At 67.5% G+C, this 16,456-nt stretch carries 14 protein-coding genes and 1 pseudogene; 9 read left to right on the forward strand and 6 right to left on the reverse strand.

Annotated features, from left to right (window positions below; all coding sequences use genetic code 11):
• Positions 1 to 176: 176 nt before the first annotated feature.
• The 6 genes from JOF44_RS01120 to JOF44_RS01145 are packed head-to-tail and all read right to left on the reverse strand — an operon-like array spanning position 177 to position 8,070.
• Entirely contained in the window at positions 177 to 788 is a 612-nt protein-coding gene (locus tag JOF44_RS01120; RefSeq protein ID WP_209886316.1) for a hypothetical protein, read from the reverse strand.
• Complete coding sequence (eccCa, locus tag JOF44_RS01125) at positions 785 to 4,741, reverse strand: type VII secretion protein EccCa (RefSeq protein WP_209886319.1); 3,957 nt, start codon at positions 4,739 to 4,741, stop codon at positions 785 to 787. Before eccCa ends, JOF44_RS01120 begins: the two co-directional genes overlap by 4 nt.
• Entirely contained in the window at positions 4,738 to 5,427 is a 690-nt protein-coding gene (locus JOF44_RS01130) for a hypothetical protein (RefSeq protein ID WP_209886322.1), read from the reverse strand. Before JOF44_RS01130 ends, eccCa begins: the two co-directional genes overlap by 4 nt.
• 56 nt (positions 5,428 to 5,483) lie before the next feature.
• Complete coding sequence (locus JOF44_RS01135) at positions 5,484 to 6,791, reverse strand: EsaB/YukD family protein (protein WP_209886325.1); 1,308 nt, start codon at positions 6,789 to 6,791, stop codon at positions 5,484 to 5,486.
• Positions 6,791 to 7,297 carry a hypothetical protein gene (locus JOF44_RS01140; RefSeq protein WP_209886328.1) on the reverse strand — a complete coding sequence of 169 codons (507 nt, stop codon included), beginning with the start codon at positions 7,295 to 7,297 and terminating at the stop codon, positions 6,791 to 6,793. Before JOF44_RS01140 ends, JOF44_RS01135 begins: the two co-directional genes overlap by 1 nt.
• Complete coding sequence (locus tag JOF44_RS01145; protein ID WP_209886330.1) at positions 7,294 to 8,070, reverse strand: hypothetical protein; 777 nt, start codon at positions 8,068 to 8,070, stop codon at positions 7,294 to 7,296. Before JOF44_RS01145 ends, JOF44_RS01140 begins: the two co-directional genes overlap by 4 nt.
• A 150-nt stretch (positions 8,071 to 8,220) precedes the next feature.
• Here JOF44_RS01145 and JOF44_RS01150 point away from each other — a divergent pair, with 150 nt between their 5' ends.
• The 9 genes and pseudogenes from JOF44_RS01150 to JOF44_RS01190 all read left to right on the forward strand — a co-directional run bounded on the left by JOF44_RS01150 (position 8,221) and on the right by JOF44_RS01190 (position 16,165).
• Positions 8,221 to 8,574 (forward strand): hypothetical protein, encoded by a 354-nt coding sequence (locus tag JOF44_RS01150; RefSeq protein ID WP_209886333.1) that lies wholly within the window; start codon positions 8,221 to 8,223, stop codon positions 8,572 to 8,574.
• Positions 8,575 to 8,614: 40 nt separating this feature from the next.
• Positions 8,615 to 8,929: a hypothetical protein gene (locus JOF44_RS01155; protein ID WP_209886336.1), complete on the forward strand. Its 315-nt coding sequence runs from the start codon at positions 8,615 to 8,617 to the stop codon at positions 8,927 to 8,929.
• Entirely contained in the window at positions 8,929 to 9,999 is a 1,071-nt protein-coding gene (locus tag JOF44_RS01160) for a DUF6177 family protein (protein ID WP_209886339.1), read from the forward strand. Before JOF44_RS01155 ends, JOF44_RS01160 begins: the two co-directional genes overlap by 1 nt.
• Positions 10,000 to 10,013: 14 nt before the next feature.
• Complete coding sequence (locus JOF44_RS01165) at positions 10,014 to 10,337, forward strand: hypothetical protein (protein ID WP_209886342.1); 324 nt, start codon at positions 10,014 to 10,016, stop codon at positions 10,335 to 10,337.
• Between the two features lie 4 nt (positions 10,338 to 10,341).
• A complete protein-coding gene (locus JOF44_RS01170) occupies positions 10,342 to 10,707 on the forward strand; it encodes a DUF6507 family protein (protein WP_209886344.1) in 366 nt (121 codons plus the stop codon).
• 12 nt (positions 10,708 to 10,719) lie between these two features.
• On the forward strand, positions 10,720 to 13,023 hold the full coding sequence (locus JOF44_RS01175; protein ID WP_209886347.1) for a DNA/RNA non-specific endonuclease: 2,304 nt from the start codon (positions 10,720 to 10,722) through the stop codon (positions 13,021 to 13,023).
• The gene (locus JOF44_RS01180; protein WP_209886350.1) at positions 13,010 to 13,468 is read left to right on the forward strand and encodes a hypothetical protein; all 459 of its coding nucleotides are present in this window, start codon (positions 13,010 to 13,012) and stop codon (positions 13,466 to 13,468) included. The genes JOF44_RS01175 and JOF44_RS01180 overlap by 14 nt, the downstream gene beginning before the upstream one ends.
• A gap of 178 nt (positions 13,469 to 13,646) precedes the next feature.
• Positions 13,647 to 14,567: pseudogene (locus JOF44_RS01185) on the forward strand (ISL3 family transposase); the annotation flags it as partial.
• A 62-nt stretch (positions 14,568 to 14,629) separates the two neighbouring features.
• Entirely contained in the window at positions 14,630 to 16,165 is a 1,536-nt protein-coding gene (locus JOF44_RS01190; RefSeq protein ID WP_209886352.1) for an IS1634 family transposase, read from the forward strand.
• Positions 16,166 to 16,456 lie beyond the last annotated feature (291 nt).

A 16,456-nucleotide genomic window follows, 5' to 3' on the forward strand; every position in this document is an offset into this window, starting at 1 on the left:
GTCCTTAGCGCACCGCCATTGCTGAGCATTGCTGCGTAGCAGTTCAGCGTGCTGCCGGAAGGAGGGGTCCCGGAATGGCGTGCGAGAACCTGCTCTGCCGCGACGGGGCTGTGCCCCAACTTCGCCGTGCACGACCTGTCGCGGATCCGGGGTGGAGCATATGGCGCGGAGTGAGTCTATTCCGGCTGAGTCCAGGGACTTGCTTCCGGCGCCGGCTCCTGGAGCTGGTCCAGGACGGCAGCGTCGGCGGGCTGCGTGCGCCAGAGGTGGTCTTCGAGGATCTGGTGCCAGCGGCTCATGGCGTCGGTGGTGCGCCGGCCGAGCCGTTCCCACAGGGCGTTGATGGGTGTGCCGTGGGCGAGGAGGCGGTCGTAGGGGAGGGCGAACGAGTCGTACTCGTGGCGCGGTATTCGCACCGGGCCGTTGACGGCGATGCGGGCCACGGAGACGTGCGGGCCGAGGACTCGGCGGCTGCCCTGGCCGAGGTGGGCTGTCGCGTTGTCGATCGCGAGGTCTCCGCGAGCGCCTACTGGGGAGACGAGCACGGCGTGGCCGTCGTGCAGAGCGCCGTGCAGTTTCTGAGGTGTGAAGCGTCCTGCGTCGGTGATGCGGCGGTCTCCGATCACGGTGGGGAACGAGCGGCCTACGCGCTGTTCGAGGGTGGCGGGGTCGTGGCTGGCCAGCTCGGGCAGTGTGCGCTCGCTTCCTGGGTGGGCCAGCAGGGTCATCGCCACGAGGGTGGTGGTTCCTGCGCCTCCCGTGAGGCCGAGGAAGGTGAGCGTGGTCATGGCCTTTGCGGCTCCTTGTCCTTCTGGTCTGCCGCTGTCTGTGCGACCTGAACGACGTAGGGGCGTTCCCCGCGGCGGACGTACCGGCCGCGCCCCGGCGGCATCCGCTCGGGGTAGACGCGGGGCAGGAGAGGACCTTCGCCGCGGTCGCCGGACATGAGCAGGGTCGCACCGCCGGTCTCGCGGATTCCGAGGAGCATCGGAGAGTACATCGCCCGGCTCGCGCCGGCGACGGGGCGGGCGAGGACGATGTGCAGCCCGAGGTCGCGGGCCGAGGGGAGGTGCGTCATGAGCTCGGCGAGGGGCTCTTGGCCGCCGGCGGCGATGATGTCGTGGTCATCGATCAGCAGAACCACGCGGGGAGCGTTCGTGCGTTCCTCGGGTGAGCGGGATGGTCGTTTGTCCATCTCGATGGCGATCGAGGCGGCCAGTCCTGTCGCCTGCTTGAGCGAGGTGGCATGGGCGGCGAGGTAGCTCTCGGGGATGATGTCCGGGACGTGCCCGCGTGAGTCGATCACGGCGATGGCGAGCTCGTCCGGGGTGTACCTGGACATCAGTCCTTCGGCGATGGTGCGCAGGGTGGTCGTCTTGCCGCTCTTGGCGTCGCCGAGGACCAGGAGATGCTGGTCGCCGTCCTGGAGGTCCCAGAAGGCCGCATCCATCGTGTCCTGGCGCAGGCCGAGGGGGACGGCGTGCGGCTCGTCGAGTTCGTCCGGCAGGTCGCCGGCCGACAGCTGGGCGGGAAGAAGGCGGATCGGTGCTGCTGCCGGCCCGCTCCAGGACCGCGCGGACTGCTGGGCGAGGTCTTCGAGGGCGTCGCCGAGCTCGCTGTGGTCGACGTACTCCAGAGTCGGGAGGGCGACCTGGGCGAGCAGACCGGGGTCAGACAGGGCGCGTCCGGGGATGTCGGCAGGGATGGTCGCGGCGAGCTTGCGGTCGATGAGCGAGTCGGAGGAGTCGTTCAGCCTCAGCTCGATGCGATTGCCGAACAGGGACTGGTGGGCCATGCGCAGCTCGCCCCAGCGGTTCAGCGTGAGCACGATATGGATGCCGTAGCTGGACGCGCGGGACATGACATGGGTGAAGGGCCCTTCGAGCGATTCGAGCTCGCTGCGGATCGCGCCGTACCCGTCGACCAGGAGGACGATGTCTGAGCTGGGGAGGTGGGGCAGGCGGCCCGCTGCGTGGAGCTTTCGCAGGTGGGGCATCGACTCGATGCCGTGCTCCTTGAACAGTCGCTCGCGGGCGGAGATCGTGCTCGTCAGCTCTTCGATCAATCTGGAGATCCTCGCCTCGTCGCCCCGGGTGGCGACGCCGCCGACGTGGGGGAAGGCCTCGAGCCGGCGCAGTCCCGAGCCGGACAGGTCCATGCCGTAGATCGCCACCTCGGCGGGGGTCCGACTGAGCGCGAGCGATGCCCCGAGGGTGCGCAGCAGCGTGCTGCGGCCGGATTGAGGGGCCCCGGTGATGACCAGATGCCCGCCGGCGCGCGTCAGATCGACGCGCCAGGGGGACTGCGACTGGCGGGCCGGGTCGTCCTGGAGGCCGAGGACCACATCGAGTCCCGAGCGGCGGCCAGAGTCCTCCTGCTCGGCCCTTTCGAGCACGTGCCCGAGAGCGAGCTGCGGTTCCAGCGGAGGGAGCCAGACCGGGGGCAGGGCGTCCGGGCCGGAGCGGACGTGGTCGACCATCTCATCGACCAGGCTCCGTCCGACCTCGGGCCGGTGCAGTACCGGGGAGTCCGGGGCGTCCTCGCCGGCGCTGATTCCATTGAACACCGGCACGAGGAAGGCCTTGGCCTCGTCTCCCGTGTCGCGCTGTTGTCCGGGCGCGGCCACCGGGCCGGAGACGAATCCGGCGCGGAATCGTTGGTAGATGCTGGTGTCGACCTTGAGGTAGCCGTAGCCGGGAAGCGACGGCAGGTTGAAGGCATCGTTGGTGTCCAGCACGATCTGGGACTCGGCCTCGCTGAAGGTGCGCAGTCCCAGGCGGTAGGAGAGATACGTGTCCAGGCCGCGCAGCTGGCCGCCCTCGATGCGCTGGCTGGCCAGCAGCAGGTGCACGCCGATCGAGCGGCCGATGCGCCCGATCTGGAGGAACAAGTCGATGAACTCCCGCTCCGCGGTGAGCAGCTCGCCGAACTCGTCGATCACGACGAGCAGGTGCGGCATCGGCGGCAGATCTGGACGTTGTGTACGCAGCTCGCGGTAGTGCGTGATGGACGGGGAGGAGTCGGCGGCCTTGAGCATCTGCTGGCGGCGCACGACCTCGCCCTGCAGCGAGGAGCGTGCACGCACGGTGAGCTGCGGGTCGTCGGCGAGGTTGTCGATGAGCCCGGCGAGGTGGGGGAGCCCGGAGAAGGGCGCGAACGCCGCGCCGCCCTTGTAATCCATGAGAATCATGGAAAGGTCTTCTGGCGGATGTGATAATGCGAGCGAGAGAACGAGGGTCCGGAGTGCTTCAGATTTCCCCGCTCCCGTGGCACCGATGCATATTCCGTGGGGCCCCATCCCTTGTTGTGCTGCTTCTTTGAGGTCGAGATGCACAGGACCCCCGCTGTCGTCGACGGCGAACGGGGCGCGCAGGAACTCCGAGGACGCCCTCGGCTTCCACAGTTGCGCGAGCGGAGGGGGATTCTGCGGGTCGATTCCCAGCAAATCTGTGATGTCGAGGGAGTCGTCACCGGTGGAGTCGCCGGCGGCGATCTGGGTGGTTCGGTGCGCGGCCAGCTCCCGGGCGAGTGCTGAGAACTGCCAGGACGGCATCTCGTCCGGGGTGAACGCGATCGTGGCAGCGTCCGCGGCGCGGGCGCGGTGGGTGATCGTGGGCTCCGCACGCAGGTCGATGCGGATGTCGACGTCGTCGGGCTCGTGGAGGCGGTCATCAAGCAGGTGGATCTGGACGATCTCGAGTTCGTGGGGGTCCATGTTCGAGTCCGGCATCCGCAGCGAAGTCGCCTCGCCGCCATGCTGGTCGGCCACCACGATCAGGCTGGAGATCCGCAGCCCGGGCTGCCGGGGGCCTTGCCGGCGCGTGGAGGCCGCCGCCTGGGAGCGGTCGATGAGTTCGGGACCCAGCACGTGGGCGAGAGAGCCGATCGACGGGGCAATGCGGCGAGCTGGCACTGGGCCGTCGAAGAGATCACTGGACTGCGAGTGCGGCAGCAGGTCGATCCCGCGCCAGTCCGCCGCATGCTCGGGGTCGAAAGCCGCTGCGATACGGACGTCCTCGGGCAGCTGGTGGCTGGCGAGCTGCGCGAGCAAGGCGCGGATCACGGGCACGGTGTGCTCGCGTGCGCCGATGACGGAGACGACCGAGGCGCTCCCGACCCGGGCGACGGCGGGCATGCCCGGGATCGACGCGGTGGTCTCGCGCAGGAGTTTGGCTTCGTCGAGCAGGACGGGGTCTTGCGGCTCGACGGGCGACTCGGGTGCCGGGATGCGCAGGTCGAACCACGGCAGGGATGCCGTGCCGATGCGCGCGTCCAGATGGTCGCTGTCGCTGCGGCGTCGCTCCCATCGACGGGCCGGGTCCCTCGCGAAGTTCACGAGCGCATCAGGGCTCGGGTGGAGCTGCTCCGCCTCCGTGAGCGCGGAGTCCGAGTGGCCGCGAAGCTCGCCGCGTGTGCGTTCGAGGTAGTCGAGGTACCTCTCGCGCTGAGTGCGCATCTGCCTCACGGCGCGGCCGCGGCTGGAGACGGCGAAGACGATGCCTCCGACGATCGCCACGAGGAACACGATCGCGGCGACCAGCATGAACAACGGTTGTCCGTTGCGCAGTACGACCATCATCGTCACCGAGGTCACCGCGCCGATGACGGGCAGGAAGAACTGCAGCGGGGTGGTCGCGGAATCGTCGGCCATCACCGGGGGAGCGGCGAGGTCGATCGGATCGGGCTGATCGAGCGGCTGGACCGTGCGGGTCGGCCGGGAGGCGAGCCGGCCGGCGCTCATGACCGTGCCTCCGTCTGGACCCGCCCCGTGTCGGGCGTGACGATCGTCGTCATCAGCTGCGCGCCGAGCCGGAGAAGTTCTCTGGAGGTCTCGCTGCCCGCCGGGCGCGGGAGATCGAGACGTGCGGGACGTCTGGCGTCGAATCGCACCAAGAACGCGGGCACATGCATCTGCGTGAGCAGATCGGGGGTCGCCGTCGTCGCGACGTGATGGACATCGACACTGCACACGATGACCGGGGCCTCGTCGCGGAGGCTGCGGGCGACCGATGCTGCGCGCTCGATGCCGGGTCTGGACGCGTCCGTGACGAGGCAGATGGCGTGTGCGCCCGTGGAGATGGGACGGAGGGCGTCCATGGGGGCAGCGCCCCAGTCGGTGATCGTCAGTTCCGCGCGCGTGGGGTGGGATTCCAGCAGGGCCTGCCACGCCGGGACGGCCGCGGGCCAGGATTCGGGTGGTAGGGCGAGGAACTCGAGGTCGTTGCCTGCTGGAGACCGGGGTGCAGGGCTGCTTCCCTGGGCGCTGACGAGCCGGATCCGCTCTTGGCGCAGTCGCGAAAGGAGCGTGGCGGTCTCGGTCGCGACCGTCGAGCATCCGACCCCGCCTGCCAGAGAAAGCACCGACACCCGCCTGCTCAGCGGCATCGGGATGCACACCGCTTGCTCGAGCGCGACGAGCTCAGCCATGCCCCTGCGGGTGCTGGCTCTGGACAGTGTGCGAAGGCGTTCGAGACCAGGGATCCTCATCGAAAAACTCCGAACAGGTCGGCGAAGATTCCCAGTGCACCGAGCGCCGAAGGCAGCACCGCGAGCACGGCGAACAACTCGAGGGTCGACAGGCCCCGGCGGATGCGCGCGAGGGTAACCGGGGCGGGCGATACCAGGGAGGTCACCAAGCACGCGCTGGCCACGGCCAGAGCGATCGCGACCTTCTGCGGGTCCGAGAGCTCAGGCGTCGACGCCAGCCACGATCCTAGGGCTGGGCCGACCGTGACCAGCACAAGAAGCTTCTGCAGCATCAGGGGGAACATCCTCATGCGCAGCAGAGCAACCAGGCTCACGCTGATGCCCAGCGCGAAGCTCCATGCGTCGTCCTCGGTCAGCAGCGCGTGAGCGGACAGCGCCAGGACGGGCAGGACTGCGGCCAGGGACCAGGTCAGCGCCGCGAACGCGTCCTCGACCACCGACTCCACGACGCGCCGGGTGGTCGGCTCGCCACCGATGACGAGGTCGTCGTACCGGGTCAGTCCGCTGGCCGCAGCGGCGACACCGGGAAGCAGGCCGAGGACCACGACGTTCGCGACGGCGACGAACACCGCCAGAACCCCCGTGTCGACTCCCGGTGCGAGCGCCGTGACGACACCGACCCCGGCGGCGTTCGCGAGCCCCAGGACAGCTCCGGCGAGAGCCGACGGGCGTCGTGCCCCGACGCCGCGCACGAGACCTATCACCAACCAGAGCGCACCGGTTGAGGCACTGAGCCGCAGGACGACCGGGAGTCCGTCGGTCGCAGCGAGGAGCCCGGCGACCGCAGTCCCCCCGGCCAGGCCTGCGAGGACCGCGGCGGGTCCAGGGATATCGCGGCGGGCGGCGAGGGTTGCCAGCGCTGCGGCCAATGCCGCGGCAGCGATGAGCCAGGGCGTCACTGACGGGTCGAGCCGCGACCAGGTCCCTGCGGCGTAGAGCGTCAAGATCACCGCAGCGCCAGCTGCCGTGGCGGTGGTCGATGTCGCTGTCCAGATGTCCCTGCGTGCTTCGCGGACCTGCCCGACCGTGTCGGTCACGTCAGCTATCTCGGGGGATTGCGGCGCGTCGTCCTCCGGGACGATCCGCATCATCGCCCCCTGTGCGATGTCCTGTGAGGCGAGGGTCCCCTCCATGTCGATGCGCTGGCCGACGGTGGTCACGAGAACGGGTGCGCCGCCGACCGCCGGCGGCTCTTCGAGAAGGTCAAGGACCTCGGGCAGGAGCCCGCCGACGGGCTCATCGTCGGGCAGGACGATGTCGGCGGTTCTTCGGGAACCGAAGAATGTCAGCCGGGTGTACTGCACTATTCCTCCTCGACGACGGTCAGTGTGCGGGGGTCGATGGTGACTCCGGTGGCCGGGTCGGTGTAGTTCCCGCTGGCGGGGTCGTAGTACCACTTGGTGCGGGTGTCGACGAGACGACCCTGCGGGTCCCGGGCGAGCATGGTGTCGGGATCCACCACGAATCCGGTCTCGGGATCGATGTACTCGTCGCGCTCGGTGTCGTAGAGCAGTCCGGTCTCCTCGTCCTCGACCAGACCATCACCGGGCTCAAGAGGGTTCGAGGACAGCGCCTGCTGGAACGCAGTGACTGCCTTCTCATCGCGCTGCTGCTCGAGATACCCGATGACGAAGCCGGCCCCGACGCAACCGAGGCCCAGAACAGCCGCGATGATGAATGAACCGAGCAGGCGGGGCACGTTCGTGGTCACCTTCCGCCGGGCGGTGAGCGAGCCGTGCACGAGCGCAGCGAGGAGGCGCTCGCGATGCGTGCGCGTGGATTCGATGAGGGTACGGTCCGGATCGCTCACCACGACCCCGCCTTCGCATCCCGGCGGGCGAGCCTGAGCCGGCGCTCACCGAGCACCAGGTCGACCGGCCCCTCCACCTCGGTGGACGTGCCCGGGGCGAGCGCCATCCGGCGGTCGTGCTGCTCGATCCAGGTCTCGGCCCGGTCTGTCAGCGCCTCGACGCGGATGCCGTGGGGCACCAAGGTCACCAGCGCGTGAATCCGGTCGACTGTCCGGCTGAAGTCCGTCAGAACGATCTGCGTTGCGTCGGGCGGCTCCACCAGCACTCCCGGCCGGTGGCCGATGACCGCATGGCGGCGCACCGAGAATCGTCGGCCGTCGTCTATCGCGATCGTGATGTAGGCCGGAGCGTCCGCGACGTACGCCTCCGAGGCGCTGGGCAGATGGGACGCGGTCTCAGCCAGTCGCAGCGGGTCGAGGCCGGCGGAGACGTCGTAGACCTGCTGACGGCGGCCGGGGAGCGCTGGCGGCATCCTGCTCGCGGCATCGATCGCGCGCACCCGGAGCAGGAGCTCGCCGGGGCCGGCCCCGAGGCGTCGCCGCATGGCCGCCCAGGCGGCGGCCGCCGAGATCAGCACGGCCACGACGAGCAGCGCGACGCCCAGTGCCTCGAGGTCAAGCCCACGTCCGAACGCGATGGCAAGAACGACCAGGCCAACGACAATGACGGCGTCGGCGACCGCGGCCAGGACGATCTGCTGCGTGCGGGCGCGGACGAACGACGTCCGTGACGCCGGCGGGCCGGCTGCGGCCCGCGTGTCACTCGTGTGCATCGTCCCCCTTGGTCCCTGCTGCGGCCCTCGCGATCTGACCACGCGCGGCAGCCGCTATGAGATCACGAGTTGCGCACCCCCGAGGGGCGTGCGAGGCTGTCCGCGCTCCCAGTAACCTACCTGGCACGCACACGTGCAGGAGACTCAGATATGAACATGAAGTTCTCTATGGAGTCCGACACCCTGGTCCGTCTCGGGCAGCGCAGCCAGACGGAGTCCGACGATCTCGGCTCCCATGTCCGGTCCCTCGTGGACGCCGCGGAGCCGCTGGCGGGCCAGTTCAACGGGCCGGCACGCAGCACGTTCAACAACTTCAAGGCCCGAACGGACAGCATCGCCAATTCTCTGAACACGGCGCTGGCGGGGATCGTCGGGTCGATCGACGGTCAGAACCGGGCATTCGTGACCGGTGCCGAAGAGGGCGCGGCCACGCACGAGGCCGCCGAGGGGCGCAGCGACTACAGCAGCGAGGCGTTCTTGAACAGGATCGCACCGCAGGCCTGAGGGCCGCAGACGGGGCAGTGACGCTACAGGGGGATAGACCATGAATTCGACAGGCAACCAGGTCGACCGCAATGACTACAACATCGGGTCGTCCGAAGCTGCGCAGGCGAACTTCGAGGCCGTCGCGCAGCACCTCGAGGTTCTTCTCGACCGCCGCGATGCCGATGTGAAGACCGCGATGGCGGACTACATGGCCGACGGTGTCTCGGAGGAGTACGCAGCTCTCGAGCAGCAGTGGAAGAGCGCCGGTGACCAGGTACGGATGGTCATCTCCGAGATCCGGAAGTCTCTCGCGGAGAACGATGATGTCGCGCGCAGGGCACTGTCCGCGGCACGAGCCGCCATTCCCGGCTGATGCCGGCCGAGATCCATCCGGTCGCCGATTCCTGGCCGGACGGGCTGCTCGTCTACGAGGCACGGCACGAAACCACCGTTTTGAGCGCTCCTCTGCGCGCCGTCATCGACGATGCGCGGGAGTCCGGTCGCAGGGCGGTCCTCGTGACCCCGGCGACCTCCGTGATCAGCTGGGCCGTCGCGGAGAGGCTGCGGGAGGCCGACGGGATGTGGGCTGTCCGGACTCTGGACGGACGACTGTTCAACGCGCTGTCGGGCTACGAGGCGGCGTCGCCCGCGGAGCTCTGGGACGAACCGACCGAGCATGCGATGCGACTGGACACCTTCAGCGGGCCGCCTTCCGGCGGTGATGCCTACCTCAGCCTAGACGTGTACGCCCGGGAGCGGGCCAGCGCCGGAACCCGCTTCGGCGGCCTCGCGGAGAGCCTCGTGCGGTCCCTGGGCGCTGAGGCTCTGGAGTCGTGGGGTCAGCAGGAGCCGACCACACGTCGATGGGATCCCAGAGGGCTCACGTCCTCACTGCGCTCGCAGATGCCGGTGACGACCCCGCACTATGTCAGCGGGCCCTACGGGACGGTCTTCAGCACCACAGTCGCGAGGACGAGCAAGGGGCTGCTCGAGCACACCCGAGGAATGGTGCCCATCGGGGAGTTCGACCGCCAGCTCGAGGCAGGCGGTGCGATCCATCTCGCCCGCCACCCACGTCTGGAAACAGCACTGGTAGAGCTTGCCCAGTCCTTCCGGCCGACGGTGGCGATGGTCTCCCTTACGCAAGCAGTCAGGACGGGCGGCGGGACAGGCCAGCGCGCGGCGGCGCGTTGGCCCGACCAACCGGTGGCCGTGCTGATCGGCGCGCGGGCCGTGCGCGATCTCGATCTGGACCTCGACGAGCTCGCGCAGCGCCACGATGTCACCCATGTCGGGTCCCACCGGGCACCGTGCGCGCTGCTGCGCCTTTCGGGCCCTGATCCGATGTGGCACCAGTTCGTCGCCTTCACCCACGACCTCGACGAGGAGCGCTTGGCGTCCGCCCTGGCGGTCGACTTCGCGAGGATCCGGGAGGCGAGCTGATGGCGACGGAGATCGTGCTGCTGAGCGATGTGCCGCTTCCCGTCGAGGTGGCGCACCGCGCGTTGATCCGCATCCTGCCAGAGGCCGAGTCCTTCGATTTCTCCGTTCCGGGCCTGTCGATGCATGTCGATCTCGGCCAGACGACGGTCCTGACTGTCTGCGAGAGTGTCGAGGTCGAGATCGAGGGGGCGGGGGCCGACCTCCTGGCGGATCCCGCGCCGCACTACACGTACTGGACCGACATCGCGATCCCGGACCACAGTCTCGAGTCCACGGCGCGAGCGGCAGCGGAAGAGATGGCACGCGCCGTCTCGGGCCACATCAGCGACAAGAGGTGAACACATGAGCAGATGGAGGATCGATCCCGCGGGGGTACAGCGGGTGATCGACGTCGTCAGCGAGGACAACGCGGACATGCATGACGCCCTCGGCGAAGAGCAGCTCGCGGCGTGCTACTCGGGGCTTGACTGGGGCAGCTCGTTCACGTCGATGGTCCCGGAGGCGTTGAACCGCCTGATGGAGGACCAACAGACGAACCTGACCACGATCATGAACGGCATCGACGCGGCACGCCTGGGGGTGGCCAATGCGACCACGGCCTACAACAACGGCCAGGAAGAGATGATCGGCGTGTTCCAGTCGAAGGCGGCCAGCGCGGCCGACGATGGCGACTTCAGCTACTTCGACCAGCACGGCCTTCTCGGCTGACGGGGTGACCAGATGACGACACCACCGATGGGCGGCGGGGCCCCGGACCCGGTCGACCCCAGCGGATTGATCAACCCGGACCAGTTCGTATGCAGCTGGACGACGCTGGATACCTCATCGATCGAGGCCGGTGCCTCGTCGCTGCGGACGATGGGCACCAAGGTCCGCGATGAGGTCCAGGGGATGCGGATGACCTGGTCGAGCCTGCCGGCCAGTTACGAGGGGCCGGAGCAGGAGCTGGTCTATTCGTTGCTGAATGACCCGAGGGATGCGGCAGAGGACCTCAAGGAGAGGTTGAACTCCGCGGCAGTGCAGCTGGACACCTATGCGATGGTGCTGTTCGACATCGCGCTGGACCTGATGGACCTCGAGAGCGAGGCACGGGAGTTCCGGGCCCGGGCACAGGCCGGGTATGTCGAGGAGAAGCAATATGCGGTCGGGGGCAACAGCCCGAACCGGACCAAGACTGAGGAAGTCGCCTGGGACGAGCACGGAACCGCCGTCGAGAAGAACAACACTCTGCTGGCGAGGTATGCGGGCTTGATGGAGCGCATCTCCAGCGCGGCTGCCTATTGCGCCAACTCGATCAACGAGCTGCAGATGGGCACGGTCGAGTCCGCGTTCACGCCGGTGACAGCGGACGCGATCATGAACTCTTCGCAGCCGATGCCCTGGGGCAGCCCTGTGGCGGAGGACCGTAACTGCGGAGAGTCCGTCTGGGACGGTACGGGCAACTTCGTCAAGAACTCTGCAGTCGGGGTCTCGTCGATGGCTGGGTTCGACTTCGACGACAGCACGACCTGGGGCCAGACGATGAAGCAGTCGTGGGTCGGTGCGGCGGACTTCGGGTTCTCCTCGTTGGTGGCAATCACCCCGGTGACATACCTCGCCTATGTTCCGGGCATCTCTGGCACCGGGGCGGGGCAGTTCATGCAGGAGCGGCATCGCACCGCGCGGGACGGGGTGGGGTCGATCGTCGGTTGGGACGGTGCCGCGGCTGAGGCCGGCGGCGACGGGTGGCATGCCTGGAAGGAAGACCCCGTCGCGGCGGGGACCGAGACCGTCTTGAACATCGGCACTTTCTTCATCCCCGTCGGCGGGGCTGTCGCCGGTGGAGGCAAGGTCCTGTCGACTGCGGGTCGTGCGGGGCGTCTCGCGAAGGGCGCACGAGGTGGCAAGCACGTGAAGGGGAACGCCGCCGACTTCGTGATGCCCGCTGGCGCGAACATCACCAAGGGATCCACCGGCGTGTTCTCCAAGGGGGTGGAGACCTCTCGCGGCCGCACAGGCGTCCTCGAGGACGTCGAGCTCGAGCCTTCACCTACCCCTTCCAGGCCGGGTGACGGGGCGGAAACTGACCCTGGCGCGGACGCTGGGCCTCCCAGCAGCAGTGCTGATGGTTCACGGGCGGCGGAGCCGCCGCGGGGGAGGGATGAGACCGACCCCGGGGGCACGGGCGACAGCGGAGACTCGGCAGCGCCGGGCCGCTCGGCAGAGACTAGTGCTCCGGAGGGTCGAGTGGATACCGCTTCCGGCGGGGCAGAATCGCATCAAGGCGATGGTCGAGGTCCGGAGAACAGTGTCGATGCGGCGAACCGGGCTGCCGACCCGGGTGAGCAGAGTGCCGCTCCAGCTGGACGGGGTGCATCGAAGCAATGGGCTCCGCCGGCAGTTGAGCATCACGTTGACTTCGAAGGAAAGGTCGGCAGCCGAACGCAGTTCCCTCCGAAGGGCGTGGAGCTGGAGGCCAACACGGCATACGAGGTCGCCGGTCGCGGCACGTACTACACCGACGCTACCGGGAGAGTCACGCACGTCGTCACCGACTACGGCCCGTCGAGTACACCGAACCCAGACCTCAACCACCCGGCCCCCAACACCACCTACGTCGTGAACGACAAGCACGTGTTCGTGACGGATGCGAAGTCGCGAACCGTGGAGGTGCACGCACCGCACCTCGAGCGGGCCGAGGCACCTCGATCGGGGAGCATCCAACAAAGTGTTGGACGCTCTGCCGGGCCAGGCTACGATGGTGGACATTTCATCCAGAACGCGCTGGGTGGCGGTCGCGAGCGAATCAATATAGCCGGGATGCTTGAGGAGTTGAACAGGTCCGGCTCAAGGACTTATCGGCCTGTCGCTCAAAACTATTACCAAATAGAAGCGAGGCTTCGTAGCGCGATTGATGGCGGTAGCGAGGTCGGGGAGTCTGTGTATCTCAAGTACGGGGAGTCCGATACTCCTAGCCGAATTACGATCCAGTACACCATTGACGGAGAAGCGAAACGAAGGGTTTTCCAAAATGTCCGACACTGATCATTCCAGCATTCCATTAATGATCCGACAGGGGCAACTCATTGACGAAATTGCCTCGCAGGTTCCCCTGGAGGTCGAGGGAGAGTGGAGCAAGCTTATTTACATTCGAACCGCTGTGTCGATGAATGCGCAAGAAGAGATGCGAGTGTATCGGCCAGACGGTTCAGTGGGTTCGGCACTCCCTCCCCTCGACATGGAAGATCTGAGCGAAGAGCTCCGAAAGGTCATGTACCGGGATGGGGTTGGAACGTGGTTTACGGCAACGTGGACACTGGAGCGCGAAGAGTCGGGCGAGATCTCGGTTAGCTCGGAATTCGATTACGAGAATGAGCCGAAATGGGATGCGTCTATCACGGCTTCGACTTACGCGATCGAACTAGAAGATTTTCCTAGAGACGAGGAGAATATTCCAGAATGGCTCAAAAGGAAGGTTCTAAAAGCGTAGCACGATGTTCCCTAGGGCGATTATTGATCGTGGTCGAGTGGCGGGCATGGAGTGGTGTCAAAACGGCTCTTCCCGGTTCGTGGTGAAGGAGGGGGCCGCGTCGTTGGCGTAGAACGGCTCGTGGTCCTGCTGTGATGGGTGTTGTCGAGACATCCATGAAGCGAGGGACCACGAGCCTGTGTATGAGCCTACTGGCTCGCCGCGTGATGCTGCGAGCACGATCTTCAACCTGCCCGGCTACCGGGTCGTCGATGCCGCCGACGTCCCCGACGGTGCTCGGAGGGTGCTCATCGAATCCATCCTTGCCCCGGGGTGCCCGACCTGCGGGGTGGTCGCGACCAGGGTGCATTCGCGTCGCAGGCAGCGGCTCCGCGACGTCCCGATAGGCGGCGCGGTGGAGGTGGTGTGGGCCAAGCGCCGCTGGTTCTGCGATGAACCGTCTTGTGGCCGGGGCACGTTCGCCGAGGCCACCGAGGAGGTCCCCCGCTACGCCCGCTCCACCACGCGGCTCAAGAGCGACCTCGTCAGCGCCGTCATTACCTCCGGGCGCGCGGCCTCAGAAGTCGCCCGCGCGCACGGGGTCTCCTGGTGGATGGTCCAGGCCGCCCTCGCAGCCGCAACCATGCTCCTGCCCAGCGTGGACACGGTTCACGTCACGCGTCTGGGCGTCGATGAGCACCGCTACCGGTCCGTGCGCTTCTTCCGCACCGACCAGGGCGATTGGAAGCGTTTCGAGCCGTGGATGACGACCCTGGTCGACCTGGGCACCGGGCAGGTCCTCGGCGTCGTCGATGGTCGCGACTCCACTGCCGTCGGCGACTGGCTGGCCGAGCGCTCGAACTCGTGGCTGGAGCGGGTCGAGATCGTCGCCATCGACCCCTCGGCCGCGTTCCGCAAGGCGCTGCGGACCTACCTACCTCAAGCAGCGGTCTCGGTCGACAAGTTCCACCTCGTCAAGCTGGCCAACGACATGGTCACCACGGTCCGTCAGCGCCTCGCTCGGACCCAGCACGGCCGGCGAGGCCGCAAGAACGATCCTGCCTGGGCTCACCGCATGCTGCTGCTCCGCCTGACTTGCACAGGTAGGAGCCGATTCTGGAGATTCTCTCGTGTTCGTGCTGGTGAGCGCTTCGCGCAGTGTGGAAGTGACACACTAACCGGATGGTGTTTCTGCGGAAGGTGACCACGGCGTCTGGTGCGACGGCCGTGCAGATCGCCGAGCGGAAGAACCGTCGGGACGTGGTCCTCGAGCATCTTGGCTCCGCACGCACCGAAGCGGAGCTCGCCGCGTTGATGAGCGCCGGCAGGGACAAGATCCACGCCGGCCAACGGGCTCTTGACCTCGACCTTTCCCAGGATCCACAGGCGGCCGTCGTGCAGTCGAAACATTCTCGCCTGCTGGTGGAGACGCTCCGCTCGGCCTGGTCCACGCTCGGCTTCGATGTCGTCGAGGATGAGGCGTTCTTCCAGCTCGTCGCCGCGAGGCTGATCGAACCGACCTCGATGAGCGATTCCCGCCGCGTCCTGGCCGATGTCGGCGTCCAGCCGGTCCACCGCAACACCTTCCACGCCGCTCTCCAGCGCTGCGGCGAGCGTGAGTACCGCGACCGCATTGCCGCGAAGTGCTTCAAACACGCCTCGACCAGCGGCGACATCTCCCTGGTGCTCTACGACGTCACCACGCTCTACTTCGAAGCCCCGAAGGAAGATGAACTGAGGAAAGTCGGCTTCAGCAAGGAGCGCAGGGTCGATCCCCAGATCGTGGTCGGCCTGCTGGTGGACCGGAACGGGTTCCCGCTGGAGATCGGCTGCTTCGAGGGCAACAAGGCGGAGACCCTCACGATCGTGCCGATCATCAAGCAGTTCCAGGCGCGACACAACCTGGCGGACATGGTCGTCGTCGCGGACGCCGGGATGCTCTCGATGGCGAACCTGAACGCCCTGGCCGAAGCGGAGCTGAAGTTCATCGTCGGCTCACGGCCGAAGAAAGCCCCCGGTGACCTGGCCAATCACTTCCACTGGAACGGGGACGCGTTCAGCGATGGGCAGCTGATCGACACGGTCACCCCGCGGCACGGCTCCACCAAGACCGAGACGAAGCGACGCCGCAAAGAGCCGGTCTGGGACGCGAAGGAGCATCCCGGGCACTGGCGCGCGGTCTGGTCCTACTCCCGCAAACGCGCAGTCCACGACAACTACACCCTCACCCAGCAGGAGAACAGGGCCCGAGCCGTGATCGCCGGCGACGCCTCCGTCAAGGGCACCCGGTTCATCAAATCCACCACGGCCGGCAAGAAGCTGGATGAGGAGTCGCTGGAGAAGGCGAAGCAGCTGGTCGGGCTGAAGGGCTACGTCACCAACATCCCCGCGAGCACCATGGCCGCGCCGGAGGTGCTCTCCAGCTACCACGACCTCTGGCACGTGGAGCAGTCCTTCCGAATGAGCAAGACAGACCTCCAGGCCAGACCCATGTTCCATCATCAGCGCGACGCGATCGAAGCCCACCTCACCATCGTCTTCACCGCGCTGGCGATCGCCCGCTACCTCCAAGACACGACCGGGTTCAGCATCCGAAAGATCATCCAGACCCTCCGCCCGCTGCAGGACGTCACGATCACCCTGGCCAGGCAGCAGATCACCGCGAAGCCCGACCTCACCGACGACGCCCGACACGTCCTCGACGCACTGACACACTAAACCTGTGCAAGTCAGGTGGCGCAGAGCGCATCCCTGGGTGTGACGCCCACGGGACGATGGGCAGGAAGAACCCCGCCACGACCGGGTTGATCCGGCCGGCGGGGCCCTGGCGGGAGGCGGATGGGGCCAGACCCTCCCGGACGATGAACCGAGTCTCTACGGTCCGTCGAGGCCCGATGCCGAGGGGTGCTCACCCAGCTCCGGATCCCCTGTATCCCGGGAAGTGGGCGGCGCGAGCGTCTCGCGGGACCAGGCCGGGCACGAAGGTTCCCCACGGCTGGCCGATGCGGC

The sequence above is a fragment of the Brachybacterium fresconis genome, assembly GCF_017876515.1.
In the GTDB taxonomy this organism is placed as follows: Bacteria; Actinomycetota; Actinomycetes; order Actinomycetales; family Dermabacteraceae; genus Brachybacterium; species Brachybacterium fresconis.

Excerpts from the sequence above, each read along its gene's own strand:
- JOF44_RS01190 (WP_209886352.1), top strand. The coding sequence starts at position 14,630 with ATGGTGTTTCTGCGGAAGGTGACCACGGCGTCTGGTGCGACGGCCGTG.
- JOF44_RS01145 (WP_209886330.1), bottom strand. The coding sequence starts at position 8,070 with ATGCACACGAGTGACACGCGGGCCGCAGCCGGCCCGCCGGCGTCACGG.
- JOF44_RS01155 (WP_209886336.1), top strand. The coding sequence starts at position 8,615 with ATGAATTCGACAGGCAACCAGGTCGACCGCAATGACTACAACATCGGG.
- JOF44_RS01130 (WP_209886322.1), bottom strand. The coding sequence starts at position 5,427 with ATGGCTGAGCTCGTCGCGCTCGAGCAAGCGGTGTGCATCCCGATGCCG.
- JOF44_RS01175 (WP_209886347.1), top strand. The coding sequence starts at position 10,720 with ATGACGACACCACCGATGGGCGGCGGGGCCCCGGACCCGGTCGACCCC.
- JOF44_RS01180 (WP_209886350.1), top strand. The coding sequence starts at position 13,010 with ATGTCCGACACTGATCATTCCAGCATTCCATTAATGATCCGACAGGGG.
- JOF44_RS01120 (WP_209886316.1), bottom strand. The coding sequence starts at position 788 with ATGACCACGCTCACCTTCCTCGGCCTCACGGGAGGCGCAGGAACCACC.
- eccCa (WP_209886319.1), bottom strand. The coding sequence starts at position 4,741 with ATGAGCGCCGGCCGGCTCGCCTCCCGGCCGACCCGCACGGTCCAGCCG.
- JOF44_RS01160 (WP_209886339.1), top strand. The coding sequence starts at position 8,929 with ATGCCGGCCGAGATCCATCCGGTCGCCGATTCCTGGCCGGACGGGCTG.
- JOF44_RS01150 (WP_209886333.1), top strand. The coding sequence starts at position 8,221 with ATGAACATGAAGTTCTCTATGGAGTCCGACACCCTGGTCCGTCTCGGG.
- JOF44_RS01170 (WP_209886344.1), top strand. The coding sequence starts at position 10,342 with ATGAGCAGATGGAGGATCGATCCCGCGGGGGTACAGCGGGTGATCGAC.